Below are 18,687 nucleotides of genomic sequence, written 5' to 3'. Positions count from 1 at the left end.
TCGACGCTAGTCGCTACGGTATTCAGCCGATGAAGGGCAAAGGTCCCCTACTGGGGAGCCAATGGTCCACCGTCACAGACCGCTGGGAAACGTCTCGGGCGTCTGTCCCTCGGCCCGTGGGCTCGTCGGCTCCAACGGCGTCAGCGCCGTGGTGACGTCCAAGTGGATCATCGCGTCATACTGGTCTGCGGGTCGGACGTGGAAGTAGTGACTGTGACGTTCGGTCTCGGGTCGGTAGATGACACCGATGGCGCGATGCAGCCGCACGCAAGCCAGCGCTTCAGTGACGTCGGAGGGATGGTCCTGGTTCATCCGTATGAGAAACGGCGATGGCCCGGCCTCGTGAAAGAGTTCCTCCAGGCTTCCGGGCAGGCCCGGTCGGACGGTCTTGAGTTCTGAGGGTCCGCCCCATTCACTGGCCGCCGTGACGGTTCCCTCGTAGGTGCTGAACCCGATGAGGCGACACTGGTCGCCGTGACGCTCGCGCACCAGCTGGCCCAGGGTGAGTTGACCGTCGGCGCCCACTTCCGTGGCCCGCGCGTCACCGACGTGTGAATTGTGCGCCCACACCACGATTCGGGTACTGCCCGGTTTTCCCCGTTGCTCGTCCAAGTGAGCTAGCAGGGCGTCAAGGGTTTCGGCCATGTGCGAGTCGCGAAGGTTCCACGAATCCACCCGCCCGCGAAACATCGAGCGGTAGTAGGCCTCGGAGTCCCGCACCGCCGCGGCGTTCTGCGTGGCACAGAACAAGTCGTCCTCGGCCTGCCTGCCGTCCCGGCCGAGGTAGGCGAGGCGATCGCGTTGCAGTTCGATCAGCTGTGCCACCGCCTGGTTTTCGCACGAGTCGCCCGCCCCGAACGCGGCAGCGTAGCCGTAGGCCTGGCCGTCGTCGCCGGCTGCGTGATCGAAGCACGCGTAGCGGTGACGCGCCCGCGCCGCAGCGACGTGATCGACCGTGTCGAGGTAGTCGACCACGGCTTGCATGGATCGGTGCAGACTGTAGAGGTCGAGCCCGTAGAAGCCCGTCTGGATCAGGCCCTCCTTGCGGCCAAGCTCGTTGTGTCGGCGCAGCCAGTCGACGAAATCGCGGACCACGACATTGCGCCACATCCACGCCGGAAATCGTTGGAACCCGCTCAACGCTTCCTCTGCAGTGGCGTCGTCGTTTGCCCCACGGACGAAGCGGTTCACGCGGTACGCGTCGGGCCAGTCGGCCTCGGCGGCGACCGCGGTGAAACCTTCGTGCTCGATCAACCACCGCGTGATTTCGGCGCGCGCCCGGTAGAACTCGTGCGTTCCGTGCGAGCTCTCGCCGATGAGTACCACGCGGGAATCGCCGATCAGTTCAGCCAGCACCTCGGGAGCGGGGACGCCGTCGGGAGCGGGTAGGGCGCTGCGGCGCACCGCTTCTGCGGACCGATGCCGCTGGGGTGCAGGGGATACCGTCGATGCGGTCGGTGTGGTCAACAGCTCGCGCACCTGCTCGTCGGTAACCTGGGCGAAGTCCCAGTACGAGGCGCCGACGGCGGTGAACGGCGTGGGCATCGACGCGCAGATGACGTCGTCGACCATCTCGGCGAATTCGCGACACGTCGACTCGGGCGCGGCAGGCACGGCGATCACGACATGCGCTGGTTCCTGGTCGCGAATGGCGAGAACGGCGGCCAGCATGCTGGATCCGGTGGCGAGGCCGTCGTCGACGAGAATCGCCGTCTTGCCGCTCAATTGCAGTGGCGGTCGGTCTCCCCGGTAGGCGGCTTCGCGTCGAATCAACTCGCGGCCCTCGCGCTCGAACACCGCGCGAATTTGCGAGGAGTTGAGCCCAAGTCCACGAACGACGTCGTCGTTGAGCACGGTGCGCCCCCCACTCGCGATCGCGCCCATCGCAAACTCCTCGCGACCGGGCACCCCGAGCTTGCGCACGATGAAGCAGTCCAGGGGAGCACTCAATGCGCACGCAACCTCGAAGGCCACCGGAACGCCGCCTCGGGCCAGCCCCAACACGACCACGTCGTCGCGACCCTCGTAAGCGCTCAGGAGGTCACCGAGGATTCGCCCGGCTTCCTGGCGGCTGCGAAACACCGCAGCACCGGTGTCGCGGTTTGGGTGAGTGGTCATCGCTGCTCCTGGAGGCCGACCGGATGCGTCATGCCGAACGTCGGGCCGATGCGGCCTCGATGTCGCGGGCCGCCTCGGTGAAGAGCTGTCGGACCAGGTGGGATGGAGATCTCGAGGTTGGCCTGCGCGACCACGGGCCCGGGAAGTCGACTGTGGCTGAGATTGGTCAACCGAACCCGCGCATGGGCGGCGGGTTGATGGGTGAACGCTGCCAAGCCGCCGATCTTGCGCCGAGCGTAGTCGGCGGCACCGGGCAGCGATCCCTGAACGGTGACGTCGACGTCGATGGTCGACTTGGTTTCCAAGAGACGCACGATTCCTTCGTACGTGGGTTGGGCCCTACCCAGTAGTGCCTAAGGTCATCTCAAATCGTCTTGGGTCCGAGAGCCAGCACGGCGTGGGTCACACGGCGTGACGCTGAGAGCCCTTCGGCCCTAGGGCGGAAGGCGGTTCGCGATCTAGCGTGAGCTCGGCGATGAGATAGGACGCGTGCCCACCCACGTCCGGGAGGATGATCATGGCAATCGAGATCCGGCCACGACGCCGAGCCGACAGAGGCGCGGGTTAAGACCGTGATGACCGAGTTCGGGGCCGGTGCCGACGCGTCGTTGGGCTTGGTCGTGCTACCGGATGCTGCCGGGCCGACTGGCCGGGACGCCACCAAACTGGAGACCGACGAACTCGCCGGAATCGTTGCGGCCGTGTGTGTCAAGTTTCCGAATTCCTCTCGCACCGGCGTCGAGACGTTGGTAGCAGCAGCATTTCAGCACCTGAAGGCGCGCGCCACCGTGACGGCGCACCTGATCCCCCTGACCCTGAACCGCAGTCTCCGACTGATGCGTGAATCGACCAAGGAATCAAGCCGAGACATTGGTGCGGTGCCATGTTCAGCGCTGAGCCGGCGCACGGGCTGACCTCGTGGTTACCGAACCTCGCGAGTATGCGCGGGTACTCGAGATCATGGTTGAGCGGCGATGTGCAGGCGGGTCTCAGTGTTGCGGCCTATCTCGTTCCACAGGCACTCGCGTACGCGGCGTTGGCGGGGCTGAGTCCGGTGACCGGACTATGGACGGCGTTGCCACCGCTCTTGGTCCATGCACTCCTCGGGTCCTCCCGTCAGTTGTCGGTCGGACCCGAGTCGACGACGGCGTTGATGACGGCGGCCGTGTTGGGTCCCCTGGCCCTTGGGGACCCGACGCGGCATGCGCACTATGCGGCCACGTTGGCCGTCTTCGTTGGAGCCATCTGCCTGATCGCCGCGCTGCTCAAGCTCGGCTTCCTCTCCAATCTGCTGTCCAGATCCGTCCTCATCGGCTACCTCACGGGCATTGCGATCGTCATGATCGTCAGCCAGGTCGGCAGGAGTAACCGCCTCGGGTGACACCGTCTACGCGCAACTGCTGTCTCTTGCCGCCGGAGTGGACCAGTTACACTGGCCCACAATGGTATTCGGGGCATCCGTTCTCGTGCTGATCGTGGTGCTGGAGCGCTGGACGCCGCGGCTACCCGGGCCGCTCATCGGGGTGCTGTGTGCCGCGGCGGTGGTCGCCGTCTTCGCGTTGCGGCGCCACGGCATCGACGTCGTGGGCGCCGTACCCGTCGGATTGCCACCCTTCGACGTACCCGAATTGACGCGCCAATCCCTGCACGACCTGATCGCGCCGGCCTTTGGAATCGCGGTCGTGGCCTTCTCGGACAATGTACTGACGGCCCGCTCCTTTGCCGCACGTCAATCAGCGGACATCGATGCCAACGCGGAACTACGTGCGCTCGGAGTGTGCAACTTGGCCGTGGGCTTCACCCACGGCTTCCCGGTGAGCTCCAGCGGCAGTCGGACCGCGTTGGGTGACGCGTCGGGGTCGCGCACGCAGCTGTACTCGTTGGTCGCCTTCGTTGCGGTGGCGTGCGTGGTGGTGTTCGGTGGAGGCTTCATCGCATACATACCGTCAGCTGCCCTCGGTGCGCTGATCTTCTACGCCGCAACGAAGCTCGTCGACGTGGCTGAGTTTCGCAGGCTCGCTCGATTCCGGCGAAGCGAGTTCGTGCTGGCTCTGACCACCGCGGTTGCGGTGTCCGTGCTCGGCGTGCTGTACGGGGTGCTCGCCGCGGTCGCGTTGTCGATTCTCGATCTGCTGCGCCGGTTGGCCCGCGCGCACGACAGCGTCCAAGGGTTCGTGCCGGGACTCGCGGGCATGCACGACGTGGACGACTATCCGCAAGCGACCGTCATCCCGGGATTGCTCGCGTACCGCTACGACGCGCCGTTGTGCTTCGCCAACGCCGAGGACTTCCGGTTTCGCGCACTGGCCGCCGTCAACCGGTCGCTGCCGCCCGTCACCTGGTTCGTGCTCAGTGTGGAGGCCAATGTCGAGGTCGACATGACGGCCATCGATGCGCTGGCACGACTCTGCGAGGAACTCGCGAGCCGACGGATCGTCTTCGCCATGGCAAGGGTCAAGCAGGACTTGCTCGACGCACTCGAGGCAGCTGGCATGCTCGACAAGATCGGCCGCGATCGGTTGTTCATGACGTTGCCAACTGCCGTCGACGCCTACCAGCGGTCTCGGGTTCACGACGATCCTCCGGCCTCGTGAAGGCCTTTGGTCCCCGCCCCGCGGGCAAGCCTGCTCTGTCACCGAGGATCCCGACGGTGGATGCTGATCAACAGTTCGTTGAGGAAATGACCTGGGGGAGTGGCCCGTGAAGAATTCTCAGACCCACCGCTTCGAGGCCTTTGTCGTGTGCTCAGCGCTTGCGGACTCGCTGACCCTTCAACGACACCACCGTCAGCCCGCTGCCGCCGACCATCGCCCTGCGGTCGTCGTCGGCGTGGACGGACTGCCCGGTGCACTGAAGGCGGTGACCTGGGCGGCGATCGAGGCGGAACTGCGCTGCGTGCCACTGCGGTTGGTGTTTGCGGTCGACCCATCGGACGCCGCGGCGGCTGGAGCCAAACCACTGCACGCCGGACAGTACGATGTGGCACTGGTGCAAGCGACCACACGAGCTAGACAGGTGAGCAGCGCGATCGACGTCACCGCCGAGATCGCCTATGCGCCGACTTCGGTCGCGCTCGCACGCGAGTTCGCGGTGATGATCTGCCTCGGCTCGAACGGTCCGCGCGCGCCGCATCCAGGTCACCGTGTGGGAATCACCACGGAAGTCTTGCTGGAGGCTGACTGCCCGGTGACGATCGTACGAGGTGAACCGCTCGCCGACGGGTGGGTCGTCGCCCAGCTCGGCAGCGACCCAGCCGCTATTGACCTGTTGCGCGTGGCCGTCGAAGAGTCGGTTCTGCGTCGGATGCCATTGCGACTGTTGGTGAATTGGGCAGTTCGTGAAGGCGCGACGGACCCCACCGAGTTGGATGCGCGCCTGGCTCGTGAACTCGACATGTGGGTGACCAGACGACCCGGCCTCGACGTCGCGGTGGAACGAAACGTGGTGCTTGGGCAGTACTTGCATGATCGCATCGGCCAGATTGCGTTGTTCATCGCAGCCGACCGGCAGTCACACGACATCGGCACCGTGCTCGATCCTGCCGCCGAGTGCGCACTCAGCGTTCTCTCTTGTCCCGTGATGCTCCATGCCGGCGCGAAGCCTTGATGACCTTCGGCCCTTTCGTAAGAACGCGATTCGGTGCTGAGATCGGAATTCCACGATGCGCCGAGTCGCCAGCGCGCGTGACTCTAGGCGCCACCGACCCGACGGTCCCGGAGCTCTCCCCCTAGCGGCTCCGGGGCCGTCGCTCGCTTCACCCCCGCGGGCCGTTGGTACGGCGGACAAGTGACTTTGTGCCCCGTCGCGCGCGCGGCGAGCCGGATAACGTTGCGGCCATGTCCGATCTGCCTCAACCGGTCTCCATCCTGTCGGTGACCGAATGTTGGGATCTGTTGTCGAGTGTGATGCTGGGGCGACTCGTCACCAGCGTCGACGGTCATCCAGCGATCTTTCCGGTCAACTTCGCCGTCCAACACCGCACGATCTTGTTCCGCACTGCCGAGGGCACGAAGCTGGTCAGTGCCGCAATCAACCACGACGTGCTCTTCGAGGCCGATCAGCACGACCTCGTCGCGGGATGGAGCGTGATCGTCAAGGGAACCGCTCGCGTACTCCGGAGCGACGAAGAACTCGATGAGGCCGATCAGGCCGGGTTACTCTCGTGGACGGCTTCGACCAAGCAGCACTTCGTGCGAATTCTTCCGCTCAATGTCACCGGCCGCCGTTTTCAGTTCGGTCCCGCGCTCGACGACGTTCAAGCTGCCGGCTGAAGAGTGCAAACCGGGCCGCGGGCCGTCATCGCTGCGGGAAGCTTCTGAAGTGTGGTTGTTCAGCCGGATGATCGGCAGGGAAGTGCGAACCCATGACGGCGGGTCCATTGGCCGTCTCGCTGACATGACGGTCCGCCTTGGTGATGAGGCCGGCCCGCTCGCGATCCAACGCCTCCTGGTAGAGCGCCGTCGCGCAAAGGATCTGTTGGTGCCGTGGCCCGCGGTCCAGAGTGTCCGCCGTTTGGGCATCGAGTTATCGCTGGGCGTCGACGACATGGCCGCGTGTACCGTCACCTCCCTCACAGATTCCCTGCTCCAGGACGAGATCCTGCTCGGCCGCGACGTTCTCGACACTCAGATCGTCGATGTGGTGGGCCAACGGCTCGCCCGAGTCGCAGACGTGGTGCTGGCGCGGACACCAGATGGGCGCCTCAACCTCGTCGGCGTCGAGGTCGGTTTTGGCGGGGTGCTTCGGAGGCTCGGTCTGCGCAGGGAGGCGGCTCGCGCAGGCGAAGACGCCGTGGCGTGGAGCGACGTGCACCTGACCTCGGAACGTGGCCATGCCGTGCAACTCGCTTCACCGCGGTCCGCCGTGCACCACTTGGACGTTCGCGGGCTGGCCTCGCTGATCGCCCGGCTCGACCTGGAATCCGCGACCGAGGTTCTCGTCGCCAAGGCGCCCAGCCTGGCCGCGGATGCGGTGCGAATCGTCGATCCCGCGATGGCCGAGCGGCTGCTGAGGGCAATGCAGGAAGACGATGCCGCTGAGATCGTGGCCGCCATGCCCGTCGAGCACGCAGCCAGTTGGCGAGCCCGCCTGGGGCGTGCTCCCGCGCTCATCGGGCGACGGCTCGAACGCACCCGGGTGTGGCCCCGTCGACGGCAGTTTCCGGATCGACGGGCTTCGTGACGCTGCTGCGTCGAAGGCGCGTGGCCCTGGGGGCGCTGCTCGCGGTGGTCGGGCCGGGACTGCTCGCTGGACTCTCCGACGACGACCCGGCGGGCATCACGACCTACTCGGTGCTCGGTTCGAATCATGGTTACCAGTTGCTGTGGGTCCTGCTGCTGTCCACCGTCGCCCTCGTACTGTTCCACGGGCTTGCTGCTCGAATGGGTGTCGTCACTGGACAGGGGCTCATCGGTCTGGTGCGTCAACGGTACGGCGTGCGGTTGGGTGGCGGTGCGTTGATCGCGTTGGTCGTCGCCAACGTCGGGACCACCTGCGCTGAGTTCGCAGGCATCGCTGCGGGTTTCGAGCTCTTTGGGATCAGCCGTTACATCAGCGTCCCCGCGTCCGCCGTGACCGTCTCCCTTCTCGTGCTCCGCGGCAGCTTCCGTCGCGTCGAGCACTTCCTACTGCTGCTGTCGACGGTCTTCGTGGCCTACATCGCGTCCGGTGTTCTGGCTCGGCCCGACTGGGGTGCTGCGGGCCGCGGACTTCTGATTCCGACCATGCCCATGAATGGCGAAGCCATCGCGATCATCACCGCAACGGTCGGCACCACGCTCGCACCGTGGGGACTGTCGTTCATCCAGTCCTACGCGGTGGACAAGAAGCTTCGGACCGAAGATCTCGCGCTCGTTGGGATCGACGTGATCACCGGTGCCGTGCTCACCGGCGTAATCGGATTCTTCGTGGTGGTGGCCTGTGCCGCCACCCTTCATCGCAACGGCCGCTCGATCCACGATGCCGCCGACGCCGCCGTCGCTCTCCAACCCCTCGCTGGCACCGCAGCTTCGCAGCTATTCGCCACCGGTCTCATCGGGGCAGCGTTCCTGGCTGCGTCGATACTGCCTCTGTCAACGGCCTATTCGGTGTGCGAGTATGCGGGCATCGAGGCGGCCATCGACGACACCTTCCGCGACGCCAGGACGTTCTATCTCACGTTCGGCATCGTCACGTTCCTCGGCGCAGTGACCGTGCTCATCCCCAACGTCCCCCTGGTGACGATACTCGTGGCCACTCAGATACTCAACGCCGTCCTCTTGGTGCCGTTGCTGTTTGCGATGATCGGCATCGGACGGGATCGTGATCTCATGGGCCGCTTCACCATTCGACGTGCAGGAACCATAGCCTACGGACTGACGATCGCCTTGGTGGTGCTGTGCGTGCTCGCTCTGGGGCTGGTATCGCTTCCTTGAAGTGTGTCCGCGCCCACCAGCGCCGCGAGGGTCGAGGCCAAGAGCGTCGGTCTGACTGCCCGGCGCAGTCGCTGCGCGCGAGGTGGGCGCGCAGAAATCTGGTCGGCGTCATGTCGCATGTCAGCATCGTCGCTTCGGGCAAGCCGGCGAGTAGGGCCAGTAGTCGTCGCTCCTCGTGGCTGACGGCCCTGCCTGCGCGGGCGACCGCCGCGCACGCTGTGAGTAGGCCGTTGCCGTTGCCCTACGAACCCCATCGGCACGAGCCATCCTGGCGAGTCGCTTCGCCCGCGGCGAGATCACCGAGACGGAATATCGCGAACGGCGTGCCGTTCTGGGGGATGCTGCCCAGCGGTGACGGATGCCAGGGCGTCGTGTTCAGTTCCCCGTCAGTGGCGCGCGCCAACTGACTGACGTGCCGAGGCCCGCAGTCGTCGAGATTTCACAGCGGCCACCCGCCTGTTCGGCGCGGCGCTCGATGTTGAACAAGCCGCTGTGGCGCTGGTTGTCCGCGGGGATGCCGTGTCCGTCGTCGGTGACCTGGATGACCAGTTCATCGGCGACGGCAACATCGACGGTGATGCGTCCCGCGCCCGAATGTCGCACGGCATTGCTGATGAGTTCGGTCAGGACGGCCTCGGCGTGCTCGGCCAAGGTGCCGCTGACGGCAGTGAGTGGCCCGGACAGATGGAGACGCGTCTCGATGCCGAGGTCCTCGGTTAGATCCGAGAGCAGGTGCTGGATTCGCTGTCGAAAACCCTCGCCGTGCAACGGTGATTGCAGGCCGAATATGGTCGTGCGAATGTCCTCGATCGTGGCCTGCAGGTCGTCGAGGGTGCGGTTCAGTCGTTCGACGACCACGGGGGAGTGCGCGCGGGCGATGGTGCCCTGCAAGTGCATACCAGTGGCGAACAGTCGCTGTATGACGTGGTCGTGCAGATCGTGAGCGATGCGCTCGCGGTCGGCGAGGATGCTCAGCTCACGCACTCTCTCGCCCGCAGCCGCCAACGTCAAGGCCACTGCGGCATGGTGGGCGAAGTCGCCGATCAGCTCGAGGTAGCTACTGTCGAACGGCGGCTGATCCTTATTGCGGGCAACGGCGATCACACCGACGACGCTGTCCTTGTACCGCAGCGGCATCACGATCGCGGGCCGCTCACCCACGTCGGTGAAGGACTGGATCGGATGCCGAAACCGGTCGGTGATCACCACACGACCCGATGTGAATACGTCGCCCGTGGTCGACCCGTCAACCGGGACCCGACGCCCGATGACGTCGTCGGCGTGCAGGCCCACCGCGGTTGACACGACGAGAGTGGTCACGTCGTCCTGCGACGCTTCGGCATCGGCCGCCACCAGGACGATCGCCTGCTCGGCCTCGGCGAGTTCGCAGGCCCGCTTGGCGATCAACCACATGGGCTTGACCGCTGGATTTGCCCCGGACAGCAACGCCGTGGTGATCTCGCGGCTGGCCTGCACCCACTTCGCACCGGCACGGACCCGCTCGAACAGGCTCGCATTGTGAATCGCGACTGCGGCGGCCGATGCCAGGGCACGTGCCGCTATCTCATCGGCCTCGTTGAACATACGACTCGGGTCGGAGTGCGTGAGGTAGAGGCTGCCGAACGGATCCCCGCGGATGGTGATCGGGACACCGAGGAAGGCGGACATGGGCGGGTGATGTTCTGGCAGTCCGACCGCCACCGGATGGGCGGTCAAGTCGTCGAGACGGATCACGTCGTTGCTGTCCAGCAACAGGCCCAGGACACCCTTGCCGGCCGGGAGATGACCAATCTTGGACACCGTCTGGGCATTCATCCCGACGTGGACGAACGAACTCAGGGTGCCGTCGGAGGCCCGTACGCCCAGAGCGCCGAATCGGGCTCCGGTCAGTTCGATGGCGGCGGTGACGATCCGCGACAGCGTCGCCTCGAGATCGAGATCGGCACCAATTTCAAGGAAGATCTGGAGCAGTCGCTCCATCTGGTCGCGGGCCGCCAGCAACTCGTCGAGGTCTTCGTGTATGCGGCCCACGAGGCCCCTGCGCCCCAGTTGCGCGAACGCCGATTCTCGCTGAGCTCGCTCCATGCCTCTTCTCCCCTTTCGCTCCGCGAGCGATGAGCGAATTTTACCCTCGCACAAAGACTTTTATGTCGGCATCGCGGATTGGCGCCGTCCGGACAACGGGGGCTCTCTCTCGGCGACGAGATCGTCGGGCCCGGTGAGTACCTCGAGCCGTCGTCGTAGCAGGTCAAGATAGGGACTTTGTGCTCTTGGAGTGGTGACGCATGCCCCGATACACGTCGGCTCGGGTGTTTTACCTTCTGAAACTAAGGTTCTCGGGGACCGCTCGGGGGTCGCATGGCACTGACAGACAAGAAGGGTCACCGATGACGGCTTTCGATCCCGACCCCGTCCTCGAGCTGACGGAGCACGAGGCCTGGGCCAAACTGGCCAGCGTCACGCTGGGGCGGCTGGCTACCAGCGTTGGGGGCCAACCAGAGATCTTTCCGGTCAACTTCGTCGTGCAGCGGCACACGATCCTGCTGCGCACCGCGGAGGGCACGAAGCTCTTGAGCGCGCTGATCAATCAGCGCGTCGCGTTCGAAGCCGACGATCACGACGTCTACGAGGGATGGAGTGTCGTCGTCAAGGGGCAGGCCGAAGTCCTGGACGATTCCGCTGACATCGCCGAGGCCGAGCGCGCGCAGGTTCTGCCGTGGATCCCGACGATCAAGCGTCGCTTCCTGCGGATCACGCCCAGTGAGATCAGTGGGCGACGGTTTCGCTTCGGTGGTGAACCCGATGATTGGTCCGATTCGTCGTGATCCTCTGCCCCCGAGCATCTCGTTTCAGACGATGCGATTGAATCCCACGTGCTCGCCGGGAGCCGTCTCGGTCCGTGTGTCGTCGGAGAGATGAGCGACACGGAACTTCGGATGTACGTAGTTTCGGCGGAAGCCTTCGGCCCGGTCGCGGATTCCCCGCAGCATCTTCTGCTCCATCACGAAGTGCGGTATGTCGAAGATGGCGTGTCCGACCGCACCCCCGTTGCCTCGAACGATCAGACGGGTGTTCTCGCCGTCCTGGCACAGGTGAAAGGCCCAACTGCCAGCGGCCTTTCCACCGTTCTCGAGTTTGTCGAAGTCGTCTTGGGAAACCAGGATCAGAAATGATCCCGGTTCTACCGCTGCCACCGCTTGAGAGGCGCTGCGGCCGTACCGCCGCGCCATCCACACCGTGTCACCCGCCCGGACGCTCTGCCACTCGGGGTGGATGTCGTCCGTGTCGTGGATCCGTGCACCGGCGGCTCGTTCGAGTCGGCAGTAACTGTAGAAGCCGGCACGGTCTTCACCGATCTGCGCCAGCCACGGCCAGACGGCGTCGGCGGGCGCGTGAATGGTGATCGATCGCGTTGTCCGCGTGGCGCCTTCTTTGACCATGTCGTCACCGGGAAGGCCCTCCGCGTACTCCTCGGGTGTCGATCCCCACCGGTACATCCAGGGCCGTAGGTGTGCGCGGTACCACAGGTTCATCCCGGCAACCGCCAGAGCACCTGCCAGCCATGCTCTTTGCTTGGTCATTGCGTCACGCTATCTCCGACGACGTCCCCCTGACAGGGTCGTTCGTCATCAGAGGTGCGAACAAGGTGTTGATTTGTTCCCTCGGACAGGGGACTTCGTACTCTCGCGGCCGAACGATAGGCACGGCACTGTGAGCAATGACGAATGTTCTGCTGCGAAGGAGGTCGAGATGAGCTCGTTTTTCCCTGAAACCGAAACCGTACGCACCGCATTGTCCCTGGCTGCGCGGGCGCCATCCGTGCACAACACGCAGCCCTGGCGGTGGCGCGTCGGCGACGAGAGTCTGCATCTCTACGCGGAGCCGTCGCTGCAGCTGCGGCACACCGATCCTGACAGCCGCGATCTGATCGTCAGCTGCGGTGCGGCGCTCAACCACTGCACGCTCGCGTTGGCCGCCTTGGGATGGCAGAGCAAGATTCACCGATTCCCCAATGCGGGCGACCCTTACCATCTGGCGTCCATCGAGATGCAGCGCTGGACTCCCAGCGAGGTGGATGTGGCTCTGGCAGCGGCAATTCCGCGGCGGCGTACCGATCGAAGGCTTTACAGCTCATGGCCCGTGCCGCACGGTGACGTGGCGCTGATGGGAGCACGGGCTGCTCGAGCGGGAGTCTCCGTTCGCCGCATCGAGTCCGCCGCCGACCTGAAGGTGATGCTGGCCAACGCGGTACACGAACACGTCAACGACGCCGAGTACCTCACCGAACTGGCGATGTGGAGCGGACGGCACGCCGCGACGGCTGGTGTGCCCGCTCGGAACACGCCGATCTCGGAACCCGATGCGCAGATACCGGGCCGGTTGTTCGCGGGCCCGGCGTTGGCCCAGCCCCCCGAAACCAGTGTCGAGGAAGACCACGGGATACTTCTGGCGCTGGGCACCGTCGAGGATGATGCGCTCGCGAGACTACGGGCCGGTGAGGCGACGAGCCTGGTGCTGCTGACGGCGACGGCGGTCGGCATGGCCACGTGCCCGGTGACGGAGGTTCTGGAGATCCCGACGACGCGGGATGCCATCCAAGCCGAAGTCTTTGGCCTGGATGCCTTTCCTCAGATGCTGATTCGCGTTGGCTGGGCGCCGGTGAACGCCGATCCGCTGCCGGCTACGCCGCGACGCGCGCTGGCGGAGATCGCGACGATGTTGGACGGGTCGGACTTCGGGTGACGAAGTTGACGGATCAGCCGTCAACGACCGAGTCGAGGTCCAGATCGACACTCAGGACTGATCCGTCGAGATGCTGCGTACAAGGCCAACCACCGTCGGTGATGACCTTGCGCATCAGGATGTTCTCCGCCAGCACGTCGGCCACCAGATGGTGAATGCCGTTGTCGCGGGCGACGCGGCCAAGTGATCGCAGCAGTGCGGTGCCGACGCCACGTTCGTGCTGCAGATGCGCGATGACGACGGAGACCTCGGCGTATCCAGGTTGTGTCGTCCTGACGTAGCTCGCCGTTCCGATCAACGCGTCGTCCTCGAAGGTGCCGAGGGCGTGTTGCTCGGCGGATCGGGTGGTGAGCGTGCGGGCCCACTCATCGAGATAACCTGGGTGCACCGTGAAGAACCGCATGTAGCGCTCTCTCTCGGTGAGGGTCTCCGAAAGCGCGACGACCGCGTCGTAGTCATCGGAGGCGAGCTGCCGAACTTCGACCCTCGCGCCGTCGATGAGGGTAAGTGACGACGGGGAACTCCCGATCTGCCCCGGAATGGCCTGCTCCGTCATGGATCAGGGTCGACGTGCGACGATGACGGGGACGTGAACCGACTGTGCGACCGCGGTGCTCACCGACCCGAGGAACATGCCGGCGAAACCGCCGCGGCCGTGACTGCCCACGACCACCAGCTGGGCGTTTTCGGATTCCGTGATGAGCCAATAGGCGGGTTCGTCACACACGAGTTTCCGCTCGATGCGGACGTCGGGATAGTGCTCCTGCCAACCGGCAAGGCGTTCCGCGAGTACTTCTTCGGCGGCGTTCTGGAATGTGTGCCAGTCAGGGCCGAGCAGCCTGTACACCCCGGCGTCGCTCCAAGCATGTAGTGCCACCACCCCGACGCCCCGTCGTGATGCCGCGTCGAAGGCGATGGCCGTTGCCGATTCGGAAGCGGGTGAGCCATCGATGCCCAGCAGTATCGGTCGGTGGTCTGGCACGGAACCGACGTCTCCGCGGATGATCGCCAACGGGCAATGTGCATGATGGCACAGGCCCGTACTGACCGAACCCAGCACCAATCGGTCGAGGCGGCCGTTGCCCCTGCTGCCGACCACGATGATTTGTGCGTCCTTGGACGCGCCCGCCAGCGCTGGCACGGCACGGGACGAGATGATTTCGGTCTTGAGGACCGGCATGTGTTCCTTGGCGACCTCGGCGACGATCGCGAGCGCCTCGGCAACGATCCGGCGGCCCTGGTAACGCTGCCACTTGGTGACTCGCGCCTGGATCCGCGGATCATGGCCGTCGATGATCGCCGACGTGTATGCGTGCATGACCATCAAGGGCGCGTGCCGCATGACCGCTTCGCGGGCCGCCCAGCGCACCGCCGACTTGGAGGACTCCGAGCCGTCGACCCCGACGACGACGTCCAATTCCGTTGACGGAGTGCTCATGGCGTCGGTCACCTTCCGCGAACTTCGGGAATCGAACTATCGAACGACCAAGACCGAGCACTCGCCGTGCGCGATCAATGGGCGACTGTGCGGACCGATGATCTGCGCGACCTGGCCGGCGGCGTTGGCCCCTAGGACGGCCAGCTGAATGGATTCATCGCGATTCTCGGCGAGGAAGCCAGACACTCGTGACCTCGTCGCCACGGGATAGACGTGGACGCCGGGGTAACGCTTCGTCATTTCGCTGACTCGCTGATCCAGCTCGTCATAGGTGGTATCGCCGAAGTCGTCGTCCCACACGCCGACAGCAAGGACCGGTGCGTGCCGCAGCTGCGCCTCGTTCATGGCGAACTCGACGACGTCGGCGTTGTCTGGCGTACCGTCGACCGGCACTACGATCCAATCGGCGCCAGTACTCGGAACCTGGTGTGGCGAGCGCAATATCGCAACCGGGCAGTGCGCGCGTTCCGCTAGCGCACCTGCCGTCGAACCGAGGAACCTGCGGGCGACGACCCCGATGCCGACCGACCCGACGCAGACGAGCGACGCCTGCCTGGATTGCTCGATCATCGCCAGATCCGGTCGACCCCAGAGAATGTCCGTTTCGACCTTCACTGGACGGTCGGCGGCGTTGACGACGGCCGACGCTGCACGGAGTGCGCTCTCCGCATACTCACCTTCGAGCATGGTCGGGTCGATCGGCCTCTCCGGGGCGTGTGCCACCGGGATGACGTGGACGAGACGCAGCGAAACGTTACGGGAAATCGCTTCGTCGATGGCCCAGAGCGCCGCGTCGGTCGCAGCATCCGAACCGTCGATGCCCACTACTACGGGAGCAGAAGAGTCGGCCTGCATGAAGGCTCCTTCTATCCGGCCGCATTCGCGACGCTTGATGATCGGACGATATTCGGCGCCGCAACGCGGGCGCTGGGGCCGTTGGTCCCTCATCGTTCGCCGGAGGTCCCGTGGGTTGCTCGCCCTGGTGACGTCTGCCGACGGTGACGGGACGTTGGGCCCTTTGGGGGGACAGGGCCCGAAGACCAGGATCGGACGGTGAGAGGCCGCGGCCGCTCTTCTCCGGAGGGAGATGTCATGCAGACGTTCACCATCGATCTGGGCCGGAGTTGGTTCCTGCGGATGTTCGGTCAGCATCCGCTCATCCGTACCAGCGACCGAATCGAGGCACTGGCATTCGTCGTCGCCGTGATGGTGGCCGTGATCGCGGTACCCGTTGCGGCCGCGATGGGAACTGCGATCCACGACACCCGTTCGCGGGTGCTCGCCGAGGAGGCGCAGAGTCGGCACATGGTCACGGCGACCGCCGTCGCAGACTCCGATGCGATCGCCCACGCGAACTCGGTCGAGGTCAACGTACGGGCACGCTGGAATGTGTTCGGTAGCAACCATGTCGAGGTGGTTCCCGTCACCAGCGGGGTCAAGGCCGGCGAGCGCGTCGATGTCTGGGTGGACGAACGGGGCAATCAGGTGGCGGCCCCGAGTCCGCCCGGCCGGGCGGGTCAGGAAGCCCTTGGCGCTGCCGTGCCGATGTGGCTGTGTGTGGCTGGGGCCTCCGCCAGCTTCGCGATGCTGTCGCGACGGCGGCTGAATCGGACTCGCTATGCCGAGTGGGACCGAGAGCTTCAAACCCTCTCCGGCGGGGGCCGCTTCACGAGCGGTTCGTAACCGTCACGTCGGCGAGGTCGCGGACCACGGCGTCCGCTCCGGCGGCGCGTAGCTCGTCCTCCGCTCCGTCGACGCGGGCGACTCCGATGACCATCGCAAACCCTCCGTCGCGGCCAGCGGCCACGCCCGACTGCCCGTCATCGATGACGACGCAGCGATCCGGCCGCGCAGAGAGTCTACGTGCGGCCTCGAGAAGTACTGCCGGATCAGGCTTTCCGGGTAGGCCGAGCGCCTCGGTGACGACCCCGTCGACGCAGACCGCGAACAAATCGTCGAGGCCCGCCGCATGGAGAACCCGGCGGCAGTTTCTGCTCGACGAGTACAGGGCGACGCCGAACGCCAGGTCGCGGAGACGTCGGACCAACGCCACCGTGGAATCGAAGACCGTCAGACCGGTGTCGAGCAGATGCTCGAAGCTGCGCTGCTTGGACCTGGCCAGGCCCCAGACGGTATCGCCGCCCGTGTCCGTCGGTTGCCCGACGGGCAACGAAATGCCTCGCGCCGAGAGAAAGTCGGCGATGCCGTCCTCACGCGGTTTGCCGTCGACGTGCGCGCGATAGTCGTCTGCCGTGAACGGCGAGTGGTCTTCCCCCGCCCGCGCCGGGCGTTCGGCCAGGAATCGATCGAACAGCTCCGTCCACGCAATGGCGTGTACGGACGCGGTGTCGGTGAGCACTCCGTCGAGGTCGAACAGCACCGCGTCGTGGTTACGGGCGTCGATGGTCACGGGGCGCGAGGAAGAAGTCACAGCAGATGACGCTTCACCACTGCATTGCCGGCTCCAAGAGTCGAAAGACCACTGCAGCGGTGACTTCCGCCCGCAGACCCCGATCCTGGGCGGAACTAGCGTCGATCTCGGACAGGGCCGCGTCTGCGACCGCCTGGCCGGGAGAGGGGTGCGAAATGGTCGTCACTGCAACGCATCACGGGATCATCGTCGCCGTTGACGGATCACCGGCGTCGAAGGTGGCTGTCGACTGGGCGGCGCGCGACGCCGCCATCCGACGGGAGCCGCTCACCCTCGTCCACGTGCTTCCCGCGCCACTCATCACGATGTGGCCGGAGCCTCCGAGATCACGGGCCCGCATTAGGGAGCACCACGAGCAGCATGGCCATCAGATCATCGGCGACGCCGTCAAGGTCGCCGAGCAGTCGGGGACCAGCGACTCTGTCAGGGTCGAGCATCAGATGCTATCGGGGAACACGTTGTCCACCCTCATCGACCTGTCGAAGGACGCGGCGATGGTCGTGGTGGGATGCCGAGGCCGGAATGCGGCGGACCGCCCGATCCTGGGATCCATTCCCACGGGTCTGATTCGCCACGCACACTGCCCGGTCGCGATCGTTCATGACGAAGTCCGGTCGATCGTGGATTCGACGAAGGCGCCGGTGCTGGTCGGTGTCGACGGTTCGTCGGCGTCGGACCAGGCGACGGCGATCGCCTTCGACGAGGCGTCCCGACGCGAAGTCGGGCTCATCGCCATGCACTCCTGGGGTGCGTACGGCCCGTACCAGGTCGCGAGCATCGACTGGAAACAGCAACTCAGCCAGGGCAAGGCGGCCCTGGCCGAACACCTGGCCGCGTGGGAGCAGCGGTATTCACACGTCGCCGTGGAGCGACGCCTGGTCTACGGGGAGCCGGCGTATCAACTGCTGGAGGCATCCGAAACGGCGCAGCTCACCGTCGTCGGCAGCCACGGTCGTGGTGGCTTCGCCGGAATGTTGCTCGGGTCAGTCAGTTCGGCGGTCGTGCAAGCGGTGCGGACACCGGTGATCGTCGCCCGCGAGCAATGACGGCGGCCGCGACGTGAGGAGGGATCACGCGCTGATGCTCGTCGGTGTCGCTGGGCTCTGGACCGCTCGGCGGTACTACCGCAACTGGGGCGCCACGAAGGAAGAAAGCCAGGCTCCGATGCTCGGCGACGGGTTCATTCACCAACCGGCCGCGGAGAGCACCGCGGCCGAGTGGATAGACGCTCCGGTGGACTCAGTGTGGCCGCGGGTGCTGGACGTCGTGCTGGGGGAAGGCCGGACGACCGGGGACGCCAATCCGTCGCGCGGCGAGGTGATTCGCGTTCCGATGACCAGTTGCGGGCGAGCTGGCGTCCCGATGTCGGTCGTCGATGCCGTCGACGGTCGGTCGCTGGTACTGCGAACGGTCCAAGAAGCGGTACCCGTCGACGTGACCTGGGCGTGGCTCGCGGAACCCCGCTGGGATGACAGGACGAGGGTGATCGTTCGAATGCGGATCGCCCTGCGCCACCCCGGCGATGTCATTCTTGCGGAGGCGGC

The 18,687-nt window shown here is 65.6% G+C and carries 18 protein-coding genes and 1 pseudogene; 11 read left to right on the top strand and 8 right to left on the bottom strand.

The window, feature by feature from the left end; all coding sequences use genetic code 11:
• Window positions 1-72: 72 nt before the first annotated feature.
• Together VET27_RS14395 and VET27_RS14390 are read right to left on the bottom strand one after the other, a co-directional pair.
• Entirely contained in the window at window positions 73-2,118 is a 2,046-nt protein-coding gene (locus VET27_RS14395) for an erythromycin esterase family protein (RefSeq protein ID WP_526519194.1), read from the bottom strand.
• Window positions 2,115-2,432, bottom strand: a complete 318-nt coding sequence (locus VET27_RS14390) for a hypothetical protein (RefSeq protein WP_526519192.1) — start codon at window positions 2,430-2,432, stop codon at window positions 2,115-2,117. The genes VET27_RS14395 and VET27_RS14390 overlap by 4 nt, the downstream gene beginning before the upstream one ends.
• A gap of 261 nt (window positions 2,433-2,693) precedes the next feature.
• On the opposite strand from VET27_RS14390, the gene VET27_RS14385 reads away from it, so the two are divergent.
• The 7 genes and pseudogenes from VET27_RS14385 (at window position 2,694) to VET27_RS14355 (ending at window position 8,886) form a co-directional block, all read left to right on the top strand.
• The gene (locus VET27_RS14385) at window positions 2,694-3,032 is read left to right on the top strand and encodes a hypothetical protein (protein ID WP_526519190.1); all 339 of its coding nucleotides are present in this window, start codon (window positions 2,694-2,696) and stop codon (window positions 3,030-3,032) included.
• A pseudogene (sulP, locus tag VET27_RS14380) lies at window positions 3,002-4,712 on the top strand (sulfate permease). Before VET27_RS14385 ends, sulP begins: the two are co-directional and overlap by 31 nt.
• Window positions 4,713-4,818: 106 nt before the next feature.
• Window positions 4,819-5,724 (top strand): universal stress protein, encoded by a 906-nt coding sequence (locus VET27_RS14375; protein ID WP_526519188.1) that lies wholly within the window; start codon window positions 4,819-4,821, stop codon window positions 5,722-5,724.
• 230 nt (window positions 5,725-5,954) lie between these two features.
• The gene (locus VET27_RS14370) at window positions 5,955-6,389 is read left to right on the top strand and encodes a pyridoxamine 5'-phosphate oxidase family protein (protein WP_526519186.1); all 435 of its coding nucleotides are present in this window, start codon (window positions 5,955-5,957) and stop codon (window positions 6,387-6,389) included.
• A 124-nt stretch (window positions 6,390-6,513) separates the two neighbouring features.
• On the top strand, window positions 6,514-7,299 hold the full coding sequence (locus tag VET27_RS14365) for a magnesium transporter MgtE N-terminal domain-containing protein (protein WP_526519184.1): 786 nt from the start codon (window positions 6,514-6,516) through the stop codon (window positions 7,297-7,299).
• Complete coding sequence (locus tag VET27_RS14360) at window positions 7,257-8,531, top strand: NRAMP family divalent metal transporter (RefSeq protein ID WP_526519182.1); 1,275 nt, start codon at window positions 7,257-7,259, stop codon at window positions 8,529-8,531. Before VET27_RS14365 ends, VET27_RS14360 begins: the two co-directional genes overlap by 43 nt.
• 265 nt (window positions 8,532-8,796) lie before the next feature.
• Window positions 8,797-8,886 carry an SHOCT domain-containing protein gene (locus VET27_RS14355; RefSeq protein ID WP_526519283.1) on the top strand — a complete coding sequence of 30 codons (90 nt, stop codon included), beginning with the start codon at window positions 8,797-8,799 and terminating at the stop codon, window positions 8,884-8,886.
• Window positions 8,887-8,906: 20 nt separating this feature from the next.
• Here the strand turns inward: VET27_RS14355 and VET27_RS14350 are convergent, their stop codons facing one another.
• Window positions 8,907-10,511, bottom strand: a complete 1,605-nt coding sequence (locus VET27_RS14350) for a sensor histidine kinase (protein WP_526519281.1) — start codon at window positions 10,509-10,511, stop codon at window positions 8,907-8,909.
• Between the two features lie 407 nt (window positions 10,512-10,918).
• Between VET27_RS14350 and VET27_RS14345 the strand changes: the two genes are divergently transcribed.
• On the top strand, window positions 10,919-11,356 hold the full coding sequence (locus VET27_RS14345) for a pyridoxamine 5'-phosphate oxidase family protein (protein WP_526519180.1): 438 nt from the start codon (window positions 10,919-10,921) through the stop codon (window positions 11,354-11,356).
• Between the two features lie 24 nt (window positions 11,357-11,380).
• On the opposite strand, the gene VET27_RS14340 is transcribed toward VET27_RS14345, so the two are convergent.
• Window positions 11,381-12,112 carry a hypothetical protein gene (locus VET27_RS14340; RefSeq protein WP_526519178.1) on the bottom strand — a complete coding sequence of 244 codons (732 nt, stop codon included), beginning with the start codon at window positions 12,110-12,112 and terminating at the stop codon, window positions 11,381-11,383.
• A 169-nt stretch (window positions 12,113-12,281) separates the two neighbouring features.
• Here VET27_RS14340 and VET27_RS14335 point away from each other — a divergent pair, with 169 nt between their 5' ends.
• The gene (locus tag VET27_RS14335; RefSeq protein ID WP_526519176.1) at window positions 12,282-13,274 is read left to right on the top strand and encodes an Acg family FMN-binding oxidoreductase; all 993 of its coding nucleotides are present in this window, start codon (window positions 12,282-12,284) and stop codon (window positions 13,272-13,274) included.
• Between the two features lie 13 nt (window positions 13,275-13,287).
• On the opposite strand, the gene VET27_RS14330 is transcribed toward VET27_RS14335, so the two are convergent.
• Genes VET27_RS14330 through VET27_RS14320 form a run of 3 tightly spaced genes read right to left on the bottom strand, consistent with a single transcriptional unit; the run spans window position 13,288 to window position 15,567 of the window.
• Window positions 13,288-13,830 (bottom strand): GNAT family N-acetyltransferase, encoded by a 543-nt coding sequence (locus VET27_RS14330; protein WP_526519174.1) that lies wholly within the window; start codon window positions 13,828-13,830, stop codon window positions 13,288-13,290.
• A 3-nt stretch (window positions 13,831-13,833) separates the two neighbouring features.
• On the bottom strand, window positions 13,834-14,712 hold the full coding sequence (locus VET27_RS14325; protein WP_526519172.1) for a universal stress protein: 879 nt from the start codon (window positions 14,710-14,712) through the stop codon (window positions 13,834-13,836).
• A gap of 36 nt (window positions 14,713-14,748) precedes the next feature.
• Entirely contained in the window at window positions 14,749-15,567 is an 819-nt protein-coding gene (locus VET27_RS14320) for a universal stress protein (protein ID WP_526519170.1), read from the bottom strand.
• Between the two features lie 237 nt (window positions 15,568-15,804).
• Between VET27_RS14320 and VET27_RS14315 the strand changes: the two genes are divergently transcribed.
• Window positions 15,805-16,395 carry an Rv1733c family protein gene (locus VET27_RS14315; protein WP_526519168.1) on the top strand — a complete coding sequence of 197 codons (591 nt, stop codon included), beginning with the start codon at window positions 15,805-15,807 and terminating at the stop codon, window positions 16,393-16,395.
• Here VET27_RS14315 and VET27_RS14310 read toward each other — a convergent pair.
• Window positions 16,379-17,122 carry an HAD family hydrolase gene (locus tag VET27_RS14310; RefSeq protein ID WP_526519165.1) on the bottom strand — a complete coding sequence of 248 codons (744 nt, stop codon included), beginning with the start codon at window positions 17,120-17,122 and terminating at the stop codon, window positions 16,379-16,381. The two genes, VET27_RS14315 and VET27_RS14310, sit on opposite strands and share 17 nt — an antisense overlap.
• Window positions 17,123-17,298: 176 nt before the next feature.
• Between VET27_RS14310 and VET27_RS14305 the strand changes: the two genes are divergently transcribed.
• The gene (locus VET27_RS14305; protein ID WP_526519163.1) at window positions 17,299-18,189 is read left to right on the top strand and encodes a universal stress protein; all 891 of its coding nucleotides are present in this window, start codon (window positions 17,299-17,301) and stop codon (window positions 18,187-18,189) included.
• The last annotated feature ends 498 nt before the right edge of the window (window positions 18,190-18,687 follow it).

Origin of the sequence: Mycobacterium sp. (assembly GCF_035633495.1) — a bacterium.
Lineage (GTDB): Bacteria > Actinomycetota > Actinomycetes > Mycobacteriales > Mycobacteriaceae > Mycobacterium.
The sequence above is the reverse complement of the archived record's forward strand: the minus strand, read 5'-3'. Positions and strand labels throughout refer to the sequence as shown.